Here is a 16,188-nt window from a genome sequence, read left to right as displayed (position 1 = left end):
AGTTCACCAGGCCGCGGTTCACCAGACCGCCGCCCCGGAACCCGGCGGCAGCACCGCCGTCGTGCTTCCCGAGGCCCCCGCCTTCCGCAGCCGGGACACCGGCGAGGCCTACCGGAAGAAGATCGCGGCCGCGCAGCATGAGATTGCCGAAGGCAACACCTACGAGGTGTGCCTGACCACCACCCTCGAGGCACAGGTTTCGGCCGATGCCCTGGACCCGTGGCGCATCTACCTTGCGCTCCGCGGCCGGAATCCTGCACCCTTCGCAAGCTTCCTCCGGCTGGACGGGGTAACGGTGGCAAGCACCTCGCCGGAGCGGTTCCTGAGAATTGCGTCCGACGGCGGCATGCGCGCCGAACCGATCAAGGGGACCCGCCGCCGGGCTGCCGATGAGCAGGAGGACGCACGGCTGCGGGCGGACCTCGCCACCTCGCTGAAGGACCGGGCGGAGAACATCATGATCGTGGACCTGCTGCGGAACGACCTCAGCCACTTTGCGGTCCCCGGCTCCGTCACGGTCAGCAGGCTGTGCGCCATCGAAAGCTACGCCACCGTGCACCAGATGGTCAGCACCATTGACGCCCGCCTGCTGCCCGGCTCCTCGCGGGCGGAGGCAGTTGCCGCCTGCTTCCCTGCTGGATCGATGACCGGGGCGCCCAAGATCAGCACCATGGCCATCCTCGACCGGCTGGAGGAAGGCCCGCGGGGGCTGTATTCCGGCGCCATCGGCTACTTCTCGCTGAACGGCGCCACGGATCTCGCCGTCGCCATCCGCACCCTGGTGGTCAATGCCCGGGGTGACGGAACGGCGGAGCTCACGCTGGGCGTCGGCGGCGCCATCACCGCCGATTCCGTACCGGACGAGGAGTACGAGGAGATCCGGACCAAGGCGTATGGGGTCCTGTCCACGCTGGGCACGGAGTTCCCGGAGGACTGAACGCCCCGCTCGGCGGGCGGCCGGCGCCGGGCAAACCCGCCCTGGCCGGGCCGGCTAACCCCGCCGGGCAGGCCTGTCGAACTTCCAGCCCTCGGCTTTGAGTTCCGGGATGACCTGGTCAACCGCTTCCACCGTCTGGGTCCTGTCGCCACCGCCGTCGTGCAGGAGCACCACGCCGCCGGGCCGGATCCCTTCGCGGATCCGGCGGACCAGTTCAGGCGTTCCCGGCGGCTCCCAGTCCCCAATGGTCAATTGCCAGCCGAGAGGCTGCATTCCCAGTTCTGCTGCCACTTGAGGCGTCTGTCCCCAGCTCCCGTAGGGGGCACGGAAGTAATCGATTTTCGCGTCCGGGACGGCTTCACGGATCACGGCGCTGGTTTCCAACAGGTCCGCCTTGATGGCCTCCGGGCCCCACGTGGCCATGTTGTCGTGGTGCATGGTGTGGTTGCACAGAAGGTGGCCCGCAGCAGCGATCTGCCGCACGATCTCGGGGTACTGCTTCACATGGTCGCCCCACAGGCAGAACGTTGCCTTGACGTGGTGCTTCTCCAGCACGGCCAGCAGCTTGGGGGTGCTGATGGGGTCGGGACCGTCATCGAAGGTCAGGCTAATGTACTTGCCGTCATGTCGGGTCGAATCGACAATCGCCGGGGTTGCCCGGTCCGCCTGCGCCGGCGTTGCTGCGGCCAGGCTTGCCGGAACGGAGCCACCTACTGCCAGGACTGCGGCGGCGAGAGGCAACGCGGCCTTGCGCACGGAAATGAGGCGGCGAGTCGGGAGGGGCATGTTTTTCCTTCCTGTCGTCATGACCGCCCCAGGCACAGTGCCGGCCGCACTAGAAGGCCGGAGAACAGCGATGTCTGCGGACCAAGGCAGCATTGACAGCCGGAAGGGTCATGGAAAACTTCCGGTAAATTCCGGAACCCGCTCAGCGTAGGCTTCCGCCCTGAATCCCGTCAAGGGTTTTTCGGAAATGTTGCCGGCTGCTTCAAAGCGGCCGATACATGAGGAGGGATTCAGCGGTTGGCGGTTGGAGCCGTGCTTTCCCGCACCACCAGCCGGGTGGCAAGTTCCACCCGGGGACTTTCCACGCCTTCGCCCTGCAGGATGCGCAGGACAGTGCGGGCGGCCAGCTTGCCCATCTCGGCCAGCGGCTGCCGGACGGTGGTGAGGGGCGGCGACGCCCAGCGGGCTTCCGGCAGATCGTCGAAGCCCACAATACTGATGTCCTCGGGCACCCGCAGGCCCTTCTTCCGCACCGCTTCATAAACGCCAAGGGCCATCTGGTCACTGGCTGCGAAGACGGCTGACGGCGGCTCGGCCAGCTCAAGCAACCGGCAGCCGGCACGGAACCCGGACTGGTAGTCAAAGTCCCCCTCCATGACGAGCCCGGGATCAAACGAGATTCCTGCCGCGTCCAAGCCGGCCCGGTAGCCGTCCAGCCGCGCCCTGCTGCACCAGAGGCCAGGCGCCCCTGCCACGAAGCCGATCCGGCGGTGGCCCAGTCCTGTCAGGTGTTCCGTGGCACCCACAGCACCGGTCCAGTTGGTGGCACCGATGGTGGGCACGTCCAGGTCAGGAACACCGGCCGGATCCACCACCACTGCCGGCACGTGGAGGCGCTGCAGCTCGGCGCGAAGGAACGAATCAAGGTCCGTGGTGACCAGGATGGCACCGTCACTGGCCCTGGCGCTGACGTTGTCCAGCCATTGACGGGTGGATGTTGGATTGCTCTGGCGGTGGATGGCGGATACGACGGTCGAGGCGCCGGCTTCATTGGCGGCTTCCTCCACGCCGCGGATAATTTCCACGGCCCACGGGCTGTCCAGGTCATTGAACACCAGGTCGATGAGGCCGGACCGGACGTCCGGGCGGACGCCCCGCCGCTGGTACCCATAATCCCTCAGCAGCGTTTCCACGCGTTCCCGGGTCTGCGGTGCAACATCGCTGCGGCCGTTGAGCACCCTGGAGACAGTGGGCACCGATACTCCGGCTTCGGCAGCAATTGCCGAAATGGTGACTGTCCGGCGGGGGCTCTCCTGCACGCATTCCTCCTGGTCCGCTGCAAGTATAGGCCCTCGCGCGGCAGCCCAGGCGTCACAGGTTTTCGAGAAACCCTTGACGCGCTCTCCGGAATGTTCCTAACCTACAACAACCAACTTCCGGAAAGTTCCGGAAGTTCGTTCATCGGCCTTATGTGGTCCGACTGACTCTGTACCTCAAAGGAGAGCTCTTTAATGAAGGTTGCCCAACTAGTCGCCGCCGCAGCGCTGGCGTCGACGTTTGTCCTTCCCACGGCACTGCCCGCAGCGGCCGGCCAGAACAACCAGCCGCAGGCACCGGGCATTGCCAAGCAGGACACCCTGCGCTGGGCTGCGCCCAAGGGCGTACGGATCGGAACAGCCGTAGCCGGCGGCGGCCACCACGAAACCATGCCCTACCCCAACCCCTTCACTTCCGACGCACAGTACCGGGAAGTCCTCGCTGCCGAGTTCAGCTCTGTCTCGCCTGAGAACCAGGCCAAGTGGGAGTTCATCCACCCTCAGAAGGACCAGTACCGGTTCGCCGAGATGGACGCCATTGTTGAATTCGCCCAGCAGCACGGACAGGTGGTCCGCGGCCACACCCTGTTCTGGCACAGCCAGAACCCCGCATGGCTGGAGCAGGGCAACTTCAGCAAGGAGGAACTGCGCTCCATCCTGAAGGATCACATCACTACCGTCGTGAGCCGCTATGCAGGCAAGATCCAGCAATGGGACGTCGCGAACGAAATCTTCAATGAAAACGGCACCTTGCGCACCACCGACAACATCTGGATCCGGGAACTGGGTCCGGAGATCATCGCCGACGCGTTCCGCTGGGCCCATGCGGCGGATCCGAACGCGAAGCTCTTCTTCAATGACTACGGCGTAGAGAGCATCAACGCCAAGAGCACGGCCTATGTGGACCTCATTTCGAAGCTCCAGGCCCAGGGCGTCAAGGTGGACGGGTTCGCTGTCCAGGGCCACCTGAGCACCCAGTACGGCTTCCCGGGTGACCTGCAGGCGAACCTTCAGCGCTTCGATGACCTCGGCCTGGAAACGGCTGTCACTGAGATCGACGTCCGCATGAACATTGCCGCCGGGGCAACCCCCACGGCGGAGCAACTCGCCAAGCAGGCCAGCTACTACCAGCGTGCGCTGGAAGCCTGCCTGAACGTTGAGGACTGCAACTCCTTCACCATCTGGGGCTTCAACGACAAGTACTCCTGGGTGCCTGTCTTCTTCAGCGGCCAGGGCGAGGCAACAGTGATGTGGGAGGACTACACCCGCAAGCCGTCGTACTACGCACTGCAGTCCACCCTTCTGCAGGCAAACCCAGGCGGAGAACAGCGCTCAAGCCACCACCCCGCGTACCGGCAGTAACCACTGCCACCTGCAGTGCTGACAAAGCGGCCCGGAACCATCAGGTTCCGGGCCGCTTTTCTGTGGCTGCCTCATCACCTTCCGGAGGGGCCACTGAGCGGGCATCCCGTGGCGGCTAACCCTCCAGGGCGTGGATGCGATAGGTAAGCGTGTGCGACTGGCCCGGATCCAGGACGACCAGATCGCTGCCGGAATTGAAGGCATCTGGCGGGCAGCTCATCGGCTCCACCGCCAGCCCCTTCCGGCTGCGCAGCTCTCCTGAATAGAGCTGGACCCAGGGGGCTTCTGCTCCCGTAGATTGAACCACCGCCGACAGCTGGAGGCCGGGGTTGCGCAGGATAACGTGCCACTCCCCCTCCGGCAGAGCGGTGAAGGCATGGTCCAGGGACTGCGAACCGATCCGGCGGGCAGCCGAGAAATCGAAGTCAGTGCCTTTCGTGTCAGCAAGGCCGGCGGGCCGGAGCAGCTCGTCCGTCAGGAGCACTTTGCCAGCCCGGAATCCCAACTCGCACTTGGCGATGTCCTCGCCGCCAACAGTGACATAAGGGTGTGAGCCGCAACCGTAGGGCGCCGGCGATGTCCCGCAGTTGACCGCGTTGAGCTTGATGTGCAGCCCGGCAATTGGGTCCAGCGCGTAGGAAGCCGTGAGCGCCAGGGGAAAGGGATACCCGGGTTCGCCGTGCAGCAGGTAAGTGAGCGTCACCTCGGCCTGCGAGCGCTGCTCCACACGCCATTCGCTCCACAGGGCAAGCCCGTGGAGTGCACTGCCGGTGGCTGCCTCGTTGACGGGTAGCTGGTAATGCTGCCCGCCGAAGGTGTAGGCGCCGCCGCTGACCCTGTTCGGCCACGGCATGAGGGTCTTCCCGGCAAAGGCGGGAGGAAGTTCGTCAGGAGGAAAGGGCAGGACCAGGTCCGTGCCGCGGAAAGAAAGCTGCTGAAGCCCTGCTCCAACAGTGGTGACCGCTGCGGTGTAGTCGCCCGCCTCGAGCGTGACGAACTCACCGTTGGTGTTGACGATGGATGACATGAGGTTCCTTTCCGGGAACACCGCCAGGGTCAGTCCTGGCCCGGTGGCGCGGTGCTTTGGCGGACAACAAGCGATGTTGCAAGGTCGAGGCGCAGGTTGTTGGGCCGTTCACCTTCCCGCAGGCGCAGGACCATCCGGGCGGCCTCTTCGGCCATCTCGATCAGGGGTTGGTGCACAGTGGTGAGGGCAGGGCTGGACCAGCGTGCCACCTGGAGGTCGTCGTATCCCACGATTGACAATTCGCCGGGAACAGCCAGGCCAAGCTGGCGTGCGGCGTCCAGGACCCCCAGGGCCTGCAGGTCGCTGCCGGCGAAGATGGCGGTGGGCCGCTGCTCCATCTGCAGCAGCTCAAGGGCGTGGCTTCGGCCGCCGTCCACGTGGAAATCGCCGTACCGGATGAGGGTCCGGTCGATGGGAATGCCTGCAGTGTTCAAGGCGGAGCTGTAGCCATCGATCCGGGCCAGGGAGCACATCATGTCCCCAGGACCGGAGATGGCGGCAATGCGGGTATGGCCAAGGTCAATAAGGTGGCGCGTGGCCATCATGCCCCCGGCCCAGTTGGCCGACCCCACCGAAGGCACATCGGGGGCAGGGTCGCCTGCCGGGTCGATGATCACGAACGGGATGGAGCGCGCGTCCAGCTGCTGCCGGTACTCCTGTGGCAAATCGGAAAAGACCAGGACCACGCCGGCCGGCCGGCGTGCCATCACGCCTTCAACCCAGTCAGCTCCGGGCGCATGCCTCGTGCCGCTCTCGGTGAGGATGACGCTCATGCCATTCGCTTTTGCGACGTTTTCGACCCCGCGGATGATTTCCAGCGCCCATGCACTCTCGAGCTCATGGAAGACCAGCTCCAGGAGGAGGGACTTCGAAGCGGTGGTCTTCCGCCGCTTGTAGCCGTGCTCCTCGAGGAGCTCCTCAACTTTCGAACGTGTTTTACGAGAGACGTCGGAGCGCCCGTTCAGAACCTTCGAAATAGTGGACAGTGAGACGCCCGCCTCCTCGGCCAGCTGGGCGAGGGTAACGCGCGTATCGGGAGATGCAGGGCTGGACATGAGGACCAGCATAGCGGCAGTTTGCCTGCTGAGGGCCACAAAAGTTTCGTGCCTTGCGCTGTCGATGTAACGCAACTTACACTTGCAGGCATCACATAACTTTCGATCAAAGCATCGAAACTTTCGAGAGGCGTTCGAAGATGAACAAGCACGGATGGGTCGCCCGCAGTCTTGCCGGCGGTGCGGCTCTTGCCCTTGGCCTGACGATGGCCGGCTGCTCGGGAGGGTCCGGCTCGTCGAGCCGGCCCGAGAACGAGATCCACGTCGCCATGTACGGCGACGCAGGTAACACAGTTGAACAAAAAATGATCGACGCCTTTAACGCCACCTCCGAGGTGAAGGTTGTCCTCGACAAAATCCCTGGTGCCGAGTACCAGTCGAAGCTGCAGACCATCATGGATACGCCAACCGCGCCGGATATCTTCTTCAACTGGGGCGGCGGCAGCATCAAGAGTTTCGTGGATGCCGACCTCGTGCTCCCCCTTGACGATTTCATCAAGGAAGATCCTCAGCTGAAGGACGCCTTCCTGCCGTCAGTGTTTGACACTGCCGTTATTGACGGAAAGTCCTACGGCATCCCGATGCGCGGCACGCAACCGGTCATGCTCTTCAACAACTCCAAGGTCCTCGCTGACGCTGGCATCACTGCCCCGCCGGCAACCTGGGAAGAGCTGCTCGAGGACGTGAAGATCCTCAAGGACAAGGGCATCACCCCCATCGCGCTGGGTGCCGGCGACCGGTGGCCTACGCTGATGTGGTTTGAGTACCTTTACGACCGGGTTGCCGGAGATGGCCTCTTCAAGAAGGCCCTCGAAGGGGACACCAGCGTCTGGGAATCTGAAGACAGCCGCAAAGCCCTCGGCATGCTTCGGGAACTGGTAGATGCAGGAGCCTTCGGCACCAACTTCGACTCAGTGAAGTTCACCGACGGCGGGTCCCCCGCCCTGCTTGCCAGCGGCAAGGCGGGCTTTGAACTGATGGGCTCCTGGGAGTACTCCACCCAGCAGAGCAACGACGCGCAGTTCGCCGCGGAGGTCCTCGGCTACAGCGAGTTCCCGAAGATCGAAGGCGGAAAAGGCGACGAGAACAACCTCGTGGGTAACACCAACAACTTCTACTCGATCCACAAGAACACCCGCTACCCGGAAGCCGCCCGCGATTTCCTGAAGCTCATGTACTCGGACCAGTTCGTGCAGGAGCAGGTAGGAATCGGTAACCTCCCCACCACCTCGAACACGGAGAAATTCCTCGACCAGGCGGCGGATCCCGAATACGCAAAATACCAGTTCGACCTGGTCAAGGAAGCGCCGTCGTTCCAGCTTTCCTGGGACCAGGCGTACCCGCCGGAAGCAACTGTCACCATCCTCACCGCCGTCTCCCAGTTCTTCAGCGGACAGATTGACGAAGATGGCTTCATCAAGGCAATGCAGAGCCTCTAGGAAAAATCATGACCACGACGCTTGCAAACCGCAGGCGCCCGGCACGCGCGGGCGGCCCCGAAGAGGGCCGTCCCGCGCGCCGGGGCGGCTCCTCGTCGAGCCGCCCCGGCTTTGTCTGGGCCCTTCCTGCCACCATATTCTTCGGACTTTTCGCGCTGGTCCCGCTTGTCGCGGTGGCAGTGCTGTCCTTCACCACGTGGAGAGGCCTCGGCGACCCCAAGTTCGTAGGCTTCAAAAACTGGGAATCGCTCTTCCAGGACCCGGTCATGCTTCAGAGCCTCTGGCTCAGCCTGCTGTTCATTGTGCTTGGCATCGTGACCCAGACACCTCTGAGCATCCTGCTGGGGGTCTGGGCGGCGGGCACACAGAAAAACCGCGCCATCCTGAGCGCCATCTACTTCGTTCCGCTGCTGCTGTCCTCGGCCGCGATCTCCGTCCTGTGGCGTGCCCTTCTTGACCCCAACTTCGGCATTCCCGGCCAGATGTCCTGGCTGTTCGGAGACGGCAATATCCTGGGCAGCCAGACGGGTGCCATCGCGGTGCTGATCTTCGTGGGCATGTGGCAGTTCACGCCGTTCCACACGCTCATCTACCAGGGCGCAGCGAAGCAGATTCCGCATGTCCTCTACCAGGCCGCATCAATTGACGGCGCAGGCACAGTCAGGCAGTTCTTCAGCATCACCCTGCCGCAACTGAAAAACAGCATCATCACGTCCGTGATCCTGATGGTGGTGGGTGGCCTGACCACTTTTGAAACAGTCCTCATCCTGACTAATGGCGGACCGGGCACCAGCACCACTATCACCGCTTTCCACATGTACCAGGAGGCGTTCCGCCGGTTCGATTTCGGCGCCGGCAGCGCCATCGCCCTCGTACTCGTCGTCATCTCCACGGCAATTTCCTTCGCTGTGGTCCGCGTGTCCGGATACGACAAGATGCGCAGTTCCCTGGAGGGGCTCTAAATGAAAACGCGTCCGAATTACCTTGCCGGCATCGGAGCCTTCATCTGGCTGGCCATCGTAGCGGTGCCGTTGTACGTCATGCTGTCTGCAACATTCCAGACGCGTGCCGAATTCGGCGACAATGGTCCGCTGTCCCTGCCGACCAGCTTCACGCTGCAGAACTATGTGGATGCCATCACCAGCGGGTTCGGCCGGTACTTCTTCAACACCGTCATCGTTACGGCCGGCGTCGTCGGCCTGGTCCTGCTCCTGGTACCCCCGCTAAGCTATGCGATCGTCCGGAGCCAGAGCCGTGCCGCCTCGGTCATTTTCCGCGTGTTCCTGCTGGGACTGGCGGTTCCCGCCCAGGCCGTCATCGTTCCGGTGTTCTACCTGATCAACACCGTGGGCCTCTACGACAACCTGCTGGGCGTCATTCTTCCGACGGCGGCCTTCGCCCTTCCGATCTGCACGATCATCCTCAGCGGAACCATGCGGGACATCACTCCCGATCTCTACGAGGCAATGGCCATGGACGGCGCCACCCCCGCACGTTCCTTCCTTCGCCTGGTACTGCCTCTGTCCAAGGGTGGACTGTCCACCATCGCGGTGTTCTCGGCACTTCAGGCATGGAACGGGTTCCTTTTCCCGCTGATCCTTACGCAGTCCGAATCAACCCGGGTGGTCACACTTGGCCTGTTCAACTTCCAGACGCAGTTCGGCATCAACATCCCGGGACTCCTGGCCGCCGTGACCCTCTCCATGGTGCCGGTACTGCTCGCCTACCTCTTCGCGCGCCGCGCGCTTGTCCAGGGCCTCATGGGCGCTGGCGGAAAGTAATCATGACGGAAACCAAAACCCACAGCGCGCCTTGGCGCGACACCACGGCCCCGCCGCAAGAGCGCGCCGACAGCCTCATCGCAGCCATGACCCTTCGGGAAAAGACCGCCCAGCTCTTCGGGGTGTGGGTGGGCGCCTCCACTGAAGGCGGCGAAGTGGCACCCCACCAAAATGAGATGAATCCTCCCGTCGACCTGGACGAAATCCTGCCGAACGGCCTTGGACAGCTCACCAGGCCGTTCGGCACAGCACCAGTGGACCCTGCCCTGGGCGCCTTGTCGCTCCAGCGGACCCAGCAGCGTATCGCCGCAGCCAACCGTTTCGGCATCCCTGCCCTGGTCCACGAAGAATGCCTCGCCGGCTTCGCCACCTGGCAGGCCACCGCCTATCCGGTCCCCCTTGCCTGGGGTGCCACCTTCAACCCGGAGATCATCCGTACCATGGGCGCAGCGATCGGCGCTGACATGCGCTCCGTAGGCGTGCACCAGGGCCTCGCCCCCGTCCTGGACGTCGTACGTGACGCCCGCTGGGGACGGGTGGAGGAAACCATCGGCGAGGACCCCTATCTCATCGGAACCCTGGCCACCGCGTACATCCAGGGCCTGGAGAGCAGCGGCATCATCGCCACCCTCAAGCACTTCGTGGGCTATTCGGCGTCCAAGGCCGGCCGGAACCTCGCACCTGTTTCCGTTGGCGCCCGGGAGCAGGCGGACGTCCTGCTGCCGCCCTTCGAGATGGCCATCCGCGAGTCGGGCGTCCGTTCCGTCATGCACGCCTACACGGACATGGATGGCGTGCCCACCGCCGCCGATGCCTCCCTGCTCACCGGGCTCCTCCGCGATACGTGGGGCTTCAGCGGCACGGTAGTGGCCGACTACTTCGGGGTGGCCTTCCTCAAGAACCTCCACGGCGTCGCCGGATCCCTCGGTGAAGCCGCGGCCGCCGCGCTGGCGGCGGGCGTCGACGTCGAACTTCCCACCGTGCACGCTTTCGGCGAGCATCTCATTGCGGAGATAGAGGCCGGGCGCCTCCCCGCGAGCATGGTGGACCGTGCCCTGCACCGGGTCCTCGTGCAGAAAATTGAACTGGGCCTGCTTGATGAGGACTGGTCGGCGGTTCCGCCTGCCCTGGCGAACGCCGACCTGCTTGATACCGCCGGGCTGGAAGGCAGCATCACGCTGGATACCGAGGCCAACCGGAAGCTCGCCGCCCTGATTGCCGAGCAGTCGATCATCCTCGCCAGCAACAACGGCATCCTGCCGCTGGCGAATCCCGGCCGCATCGCCGTCGTCGGACCGAATGCGGACAATACCCAGGCATTCCTTGGCTGCTACTCCTTCCCGGCGCACGTCGGCGGGCAGCATCCGGAGGTCCCGGTTGGCATCGAACTGCCTACCGTGGCGCAGGCCCTGCGGGCCGAATTCCCGGACAGCACCGTTACTGTGGCAGCGGGCTGCTCGGTTGACGGCTCCTCCACCGAAGGGTTTGACGACGCCGTTGCTGCCGCCACTAACGCCGACGTCGTCATCGCCGTCCTCGGAGACCGCGCCGGACTGTTCGGCCGGGGAACCAGTGGCGAAGGCTGCGACGCGGAATCGCTGGTGCTCCCGGGCGTCCAGCAGCAACTGCTGGACCGGCTGATCGGAACCGGCGTTCCGGTAGTTGTCGTACTCCTCACCGGCCGCCCCTATGCCGTTGGCTCCGCCGTCGAGAATGCCGCGGCAATCGTCCAGGCATTCTTCCCCGGCGAAGAAGGCGGCCCCGCCGTTGCAAAGGTCCTCAGCGGCCGGGTCAACCCAAGCGGGCGGCTCCCTGTCAGCATCCCCGCCCGGCCCGGGGCACAGCCCTCAACATACCTGGCATCCAAGCTGGCCCGGGCAAGCAGCGTCTCCAATATCGATCCGGCAGCGGCCTACCCGTTCGGCCATGGCCTGAGCTACACCACTTTCGAGTGGAGCACGCTAACCGTGGACGGACCCACCGCAGTGCCGGTGGACGGCGAAGCCAAGGTGAGTATCACCGTCACCAACACCGGGGACAGGGCCGGAACAGAACTTGTCCAGCTGTACCTGTCTGACCCCGTGGCTTCAGTTGTCCGCCCGGAGCAGCGGCTCGTAGGCTATGCCCGCGTACCCCTGGAACCCGGAGCTTCCGCCCGCGTAGCCTTCACAGTCCCGGCCGACGTCGCGTCTTTCACCGGCCGGGACGGCCGGCGGATCGTCGAGCCCGGTGATCTCGAGCTCGGCTTCGGCGCCTCAAGCGGGGATATCCGCCTGCAGGCAACAGTCGCCCTCACCGGCGAAACACGCACCGTGGACCATACCCGCCGGCTGCACTGCGACGTCCAGGTTAAGCCGGGCAACTGATGTACCGGCCGGGGTTTCCTGCCCGGCGCCCCGGCCGTACACCTCACCTTGCAGCACAGGACCCAACAGTCCACGAGCGAAAGGAAACCACATGGGCAACAGCCCGCATCTCCTGACGATTTCTGCCACTACCCGCTCCGAGGCGGACGAAAAGCTCAATGCTTCGGTCCGGCAGCTCCGCGACCTTGCCAGGGAATACCCCAGCATGGGGATCCTCGTGACAAAACGGGGCGCGGGGCACTTCACGGTTGAGCTCACCGACCAGGTGCCCTATGGGCAGACATGGGAATCCGAGAACCACCTGGACACCGCCGGCTGAACCGCCCGAGCCATGCGGCAATCCCACACCATCAAAGCTTCCAACGAGTTAGGTTTGCCGCGTGACGGACACCCCGCAATCCCCAAACGCCAGCCCCCGGCCGGCGCGCAGCTTCAAATACGTCCTGATGCTGGGAGCCCTGGCGGCGCTTCCCGCAGTCACGACGGACATGTACCTGCCGTCCTTGCCAGCCGTCGTTGAGGATCTGGAAACCACCCAGGCCGCTGCCCAGCTAACGTTGTCCGGAACCCTCCTCGGCGGCGGCATAGGGCAACTTGTCATCGGCCCGTTCTCGGACCGGTTCGGGCGGCGGTTGCCCGTGGTCATCGGCATCTCCATGCATATCGTGATTTCGCTGCTGTGCTCCATTACACCCGACATCGAGACGCTCACCGGGCTGCGCGTCCTGCAGGGCTTCTTCAATGCCGCGGCCGCCGTGGTGGCCATCGCCGTCATCCGTGACCGGTTTGTAGGCTCAGCCGCCGCCCGCCTGCTCTCGCGACTGATGCTGGTCATCGGCGTCGCTCCCCTTTTTGCCCCCACTGTGGGCCAGGCCGTCGCCGGGATCTGGCACTGGCGTGCCGTCTTCTACGTACTGGCGCTCATCGGCGTCGTCCTGGTGGCCATCGTGTTGAAGTTCATGCCCGAAACTCTGCCGGGCGGCAGCCGCAGCCCTGGCCACCCCCGGCATGTTGCCGGCGCCTACTGGTCACTCCTGCGCGACAGACACTTTATGGCCCTGGCCGTCATACCGGGGCTCGGCCTGGCCCTGATCATGAGCTACGTGGTGGGTTCCCCCTTCGTTTTCCAAAACGAGTACGGCTTCACCGAGCAGCAGTTCGCCCTCGCCTTCGCGCTCAACGGTGCTGCGCTTGTCCTCTCGGCACAGCTGAATGCCATGCTGGTCCGGAAGTTCCCGCCCGTGCGCCTCCTGCGCACTGCCGTTCTTGTCCAACTGGCCCTTGCAATGATCCTCCTGGCCACGGTGGCCACGGGCGCCGGTGGAGCAGTGGGCCTTATGGCAGGGCTTTGGCTTGTATTGGGTGCACAGGGAATGATCCCAGCGAATGCCTCCGTGCTCGCCTTGCACAACTACGGGCACATGGCCGGGACCGCGGCCGCCGTTATCGGGGCCTTGCAGTCCGGCGTCGCCGGGCTTGTCAGTCCCCTGGTGGGACTGCTGGGTGGAACCGCGCTCTCAATGGTGGGCGTCATGATCGGCAGCTGTGTTGTGACAGTGCTTGTGCTTGCCGTCGGAACCCCTGCCTACCGCAGGGGCGGATGGCCGGACCACGCGGACCGCCCGGATGACGAGCGGGTCCCGGCCGAGGACTAGCAGTACACGCCCAGGCCCTTACTGCACCGTTGCGGTCAGCCGGGCAACGTTGTCCACGTAGCGCGCTGCAAAGGGACGGTTGCGCCACACGGGGAGCTTGAGCTCGTGCGAAATGTCCCGGTAGGTGTCCTCCACCGCCCGCATCTTGGTGACGATGTCCTCGCCGAGCAGCATCACGGACACCTCGAGGTTCAGCGAGAAGGAGCGCATGTCCATGTTGCTGGAGCCCAGGACTGCAACCTCGTCATCGATGGTGAAGTGCTTGGCGTGGAGCACGAACGGGGCCTTGTAGAGGTAGATCCGGACGCCGGCCTCCAGTAGTGCCTCGTAGTAGGACTGCTGGGCGTGGTGGACCAGGAACTGGTCACCCTTCTCGGAGACGAAGAGTTCCACGTCCACGCCCCGCTGGGCTGCAGTGGTGATGGCGTATAGCAGCGAGTCGTCCGGCACGAAGTAGGGGCTGCAGATGGAGATTCGGTGCTGTGCGGAATAGATGAGCGTGTTGAACAGGCGCAGGTTGTTCTCCGTGATGAAGCCGGGGCCGCTGGGCACCACCTGCGCGGTGACGTTGCCCGGGTGGGCGTTCGCCGGCAGCTGCAGCTGATGCTCCAGCGACTCGTCGGTTTCGCTCAGCCAGTCCGTGGCGAAGACAACGTTCAGGGTGGTGACAATGGGGCCGTGCAGGCACGCCATCAGTTCCACCCATTCCCTTCCGGCCTTCCGGTGTCGGGGGTTGTTGTAGGAGGGCTCGATCAGGTTCTGGGAGCCGGTGAACGCGATTTCGCCGTCGATCACCATGATCTTGCGGTGGTTCCGGAGGTCCGGCCGGCGCCACTGGCCGTGGATGGGCATGAGCGGGAGCATCCGCTTCCATTGGATCTTGCCCGCCCTGAGGCGCTTAAGGAGTTTCTTGTAGCCCTGGACCCGGAGGGTGCCGATGTGGTCGAAAAGCACGCGCACTTCCACGCCCCGTTCGGCCGCCTCCTCCAAGGCGGTGAGCAGGTCGTCGGTGATGTGGTCCGTGCTCATAATGTAGAACTCTGCGTTGACGAACTTCTTCGCCTTCCGCACTGCTTCCGTCATGGTGAGGATGGAGTCCGGGTATCCGGGGAGGAGGTCAACCGAGTTGCCGTCCACCATGGGCAGGGATCCCAGCCGGCGGTTGAGTTCCGCGGCGGAGGTGACCCATTCCGGGCCCGGGTAATGGCTTTCGACGTCGGCGAGGGACGAGATACCGGCACGTACCCTCTCGTTGACCTCCTGCTGCTGCTCCCGGCGGCGCTTTGACAACTGGAAGTTGCCGAACAGCAGGAACAGGATGATGCCCACAAACGGGACAAAGAAGATGCCCAGCAGCCACGCCATCGCAGTGGTGGGCCTCCGGTTTCCGGGGATGATCCCAACGGCGAGCACCCTGATGACCAGGTCGGCGACGCCGAGCACCACCACCACCCACATCGGTGCGGTGCCGGCAAGCGAAAATGGCCACAACAACGGAAAAACCCCCGGGCTCACGGGCTCCCGGCGGACGGATTCCGGCCGGGGCACTCAGCCCAGCTTATCGGCGCGGCGCCGCACTAAGCTGGAGCCATGACGTCACCTGCTTCCGTGGTTCTTGTTTTCCTTGATCCTGCTTTCCCGGACGGCCGGCTGGCCGACGCGTCCCAGCCGCAGCTGCTGGTCACGGACCAGGGTGCCACCCGCGGTGACGGGGCGTTCGAGACTATGCTCGCCGTCGGCGGCAACGTCCGGAAAATCCAGGCGCACCTGGACCGCCTGGACGGTTCCGGGGAAGCACTGGACCTCGCGATCCCCGGGCAGGACCAGTGGCGCCGGGCCATTGCCGCCGCCATTGCCGAACACCGTTCCCAGCACCCTCCTGTTTCGGACGGCGATGATGAACTGGTGGTCAAGCTGGTGGTGACCCGCGGGGCTGAGGGCGCCGCTGCCCCCACAGCATGGGTCCAGGTTTCCCCAGTGGGAGCGGCCGCCCGCCGCCAGCGTGAGACCGGCATCGATGTCATCCTCCTTGACCGCGGCTATGACAGCGATGCCGCAGAGCGCGCCCCGTGGCTGCTCCTCGGCGCCAAGACCCTCTCCTACGCCGTCAACATGGCGGCGCTCCGCCACGCCCACAAGCAGGGCGCCGACGACGTCATTTTCATCTCCTCCGATGGCCGGGTCCTGGAGGGTCCCACGTCCACGGTGCTCCTTGCCCACGTGGACAAGTCCGACGACGGCACAACAGTCAAGCGCCTCGTCACACCGCAACTGGACAGCGGAATCCTGGCGGGGACTTCCCAGGGAGCACTGTTCAGGGCCGCCAGGGAAGCAGGCTGGGAACTGGGGTACGGGCCGCTGGTGCCGCAGGACCTGCTGGACGCCGACGCCGTGTGGCTGATCTCCAGCGTGCGCCTGCTCGCGCCCGTCAACCGGATTGACGGGCAGGAGATCGGGACGCCGTCGCTCCAGAAGGAGCTGACCGTTGAGCTGAGTGAACTTTTCGCCGGCATTCAGTAAAGGG

General features: G+C 64.6%; 14 protein-coding genes. 9 read left to right on the top strand and 5 right to left on the bottom strand.

Annotation, left to right across the window (positions count from 1 at the left end; translation table 11 throughout):
* Nucleotides 1-937: aminodeoxychorismate synthase component I (gene pabB, locus AC5RTT_RS12585; protein WP_494145472.1), on the top strand; the 937-nt coding region annotated here is incomplete at its 5' end.
* Nucleotides 938-991: 54 nt separating this feature from the next.
* Here pabB and AC5RTT_RS12580 read toward each other — a convergent pair.
* Both AC5RTT_RS12580 and AC5RTT_RS12575 read right to left on the bottom strand, forming a co-directional pair.
* On the bottom strand, nt 992-1,723 hold the full coding sequence (locus AC5RTT_RS12580) for a polysaccharide deacetylase family protein (protein WP_494145471.1): 732 nt from the start codon (nt 1,721-1,723) through the stop codon (nt 992-994).
* A 230-nt stretch (nt 1,724-1,953) separates the two neighbouring features.
* Nucleotides 1,954-2,982: a LacI family DNA-binding transcriptional regulator gene (locus AC5RTT_RS12575; protein WP_494145470.1), complete on the bottom strand. Its 1,029-nt coding sequence runs from the start codon at nt 2,980-2,982 to the stop codon at nt 1,954-1,956.
* A gap of 192 nt (nt 2,983-3,174) precedes the next feature.
* Here AC5RTT_RS12575 and AC5RTT_RS12570 point away from each other — a divergent pair, with 192 nt between their 5' ends.
* On the top strand, nt 3,175-4,341 hold the full coding sequence (locus AC5RTT_RS12570) for an endo-1,4-beta-xylanase (protein ID WP_494145469.1): 1,167 nt from the start codon (nt 3,175-3,177) through the stop codon (nt 4,339-4,341).
* Between the two features lie 115 nt (nt 4,342-4,456).
* Here AC5RTT_RS12570 and AC5RTT_RS12565 read toward each other — a convergent pair whose 3' ends face one another.
* Nucleotides 4,457-5,368 carry an aldose-1-epimerase gene (locus AC5RTT_RS12565; protein ID WP_494145468.1) on the bottom strand — a complete coding sequence of 304 codons (912 nt, stop codon included), beginning with the start codon at nt 5,366-5,368 and terminating at the stop codon, nt 4,457-4,459.
* Between the two features lie 29 nt (nt 5,369-5,397).
* Complete coding sequence (locus AC5RTT_RS12560) at nt 5,398-6,423, bottom strand: LacI family DNA-binding transcriptional regulator (protein WP_494145467.1); 1,026 nt, start codon at nt 6,421-6,423, stop codon at nt 5,398-5,400.
* Nucleotides 6,424-6,563: 140 nt separating this feature from the next.
* Here AC5RTT_RS12560 and AC5RTT_RS12555 point away from each other — a divergent pair, with 140 nt between their 5' ends.
* The 6 genes from AC5RTT_RS12555 to AC5RTT_RS12530 all read left to right on the top strand — a co-directional run bounded on the left by AC5RTT_RS12555 (nt 6,564) and on the right by AC5RTT_RS12530 (nt 13,664).
* The gene (locus AC5RTT_RS12555; RefSeq protein ID WP_494145466.1) at nt 6,564-7,862 is read left to right on the top strand and encodes an extracellular solute-binding protein; all 1,299 of its coding nucleotides are present in this window, start codon (nt 6,564-6,566) and stop codon (nt 7,860-7,862) included.
* Between the two features lie 8 nt (nt 7,863-7,870).
* Entirely contained in the window at nt 7,871-8,824 is a 954-nt protein-coding gene (locus tag AC5RTT_RS12550; RefSeq protein WP_494053065.1) for a carbohydrate ABC transporter permease, read from the top strand.
* The gene (locus tag AC5RTT_RS12545) at nt 8,825-9,643 is read left to right on the top strand and encodes a carbohydrate ABC transporter permease (RefSeq protein ID WP_494145465.1); all 819 of its coding nucleotides are present in this window, start codon (nt 8,825-8,827) and stop codon (nt 9,641-9,643) included. It abuts the gene before it with no gap.
* 2 nt (nt 9,644-9,645) lie between these two features.
* Nucleotides 9,646-12,009: a beta-xylosidase/alpha-l-arabinosidase gene (locus tag AC5RTT_RS12540; protein WP_494145464.1), complete on the top strand. Its 2,364-nt coding sequence runs from the start codon at nt 9,646-9,648 to the stop codon at nt 12,007-12,009.
* Between the two features lie 91 nt (nt 12,010-12,100).
* Nucleotides 12,101-12,328 (top strand): hypothetical protein, encoded by a 228-nt coding sequence (locus AC5RTT_RS12535; protein ID WP_494145463.1) that lies wholly within the window; start codon nt 12,101-12,103, stop codon nt 12,326-12,328.
* Nucleotides 12,329-12,389: 61 nt separating this feature from the next.
* Nucleotides 12,390-13,664, top strand: a complete 1,275-nt coding sequence (locus tag AC5RTT_RS12530) for a multidrug effflux MFS transporter (RefSeq protein WP_494145462.1) — start codon at nt 12,390-12,392, stop codon at nt 13,662-13,664.
* 18 nt (nt 13,665-13,682) lie between these two features.
* Here the strand turns inward: AC5RTT_RS12530 and cls are convergent, their stop codons facing one another.
* On the bottom strand, nt 13,683-15,122 hold the full coding sequence (gene cls, locus AC5RTT_RS12525) for a cardiolipin synthase (RefSeq protein WP_494145473.1): 1,440 nt from the start codon (nt 15,120-15,122) through the stop codon (nt 13,683-13,685).
* 132 nt (nt 15,123-15,254) lie between these two features.
* Between cls and AC5RTT_RS12520 the strand changes: the two genes are divergently transcribed.
* The gene (locus AC5RTT_RS12520; RefSeq protein ID WP_494145461.1) at nt 15,255-16,184 is read left to right on the top strand and encodes an aminodeoxychorismate lyase; all 930 of its coding nucleotides are present in this window, start codon (nt 15,255-15,257) and stop codon (nt 16,182-16,184) included.
* The last annotated feature ends 4 nt before the right edge of the window (nt 16,185-16,188 follow it).

The sequence above is a fragment of the Arthrobacter sp. Y3221157 genome, assembly GCF_059089865.1.
Note: the sequence above shows the minus strand (reverse complement) of the source record. Positions and strands in the feature narration are given on the sequence as shown.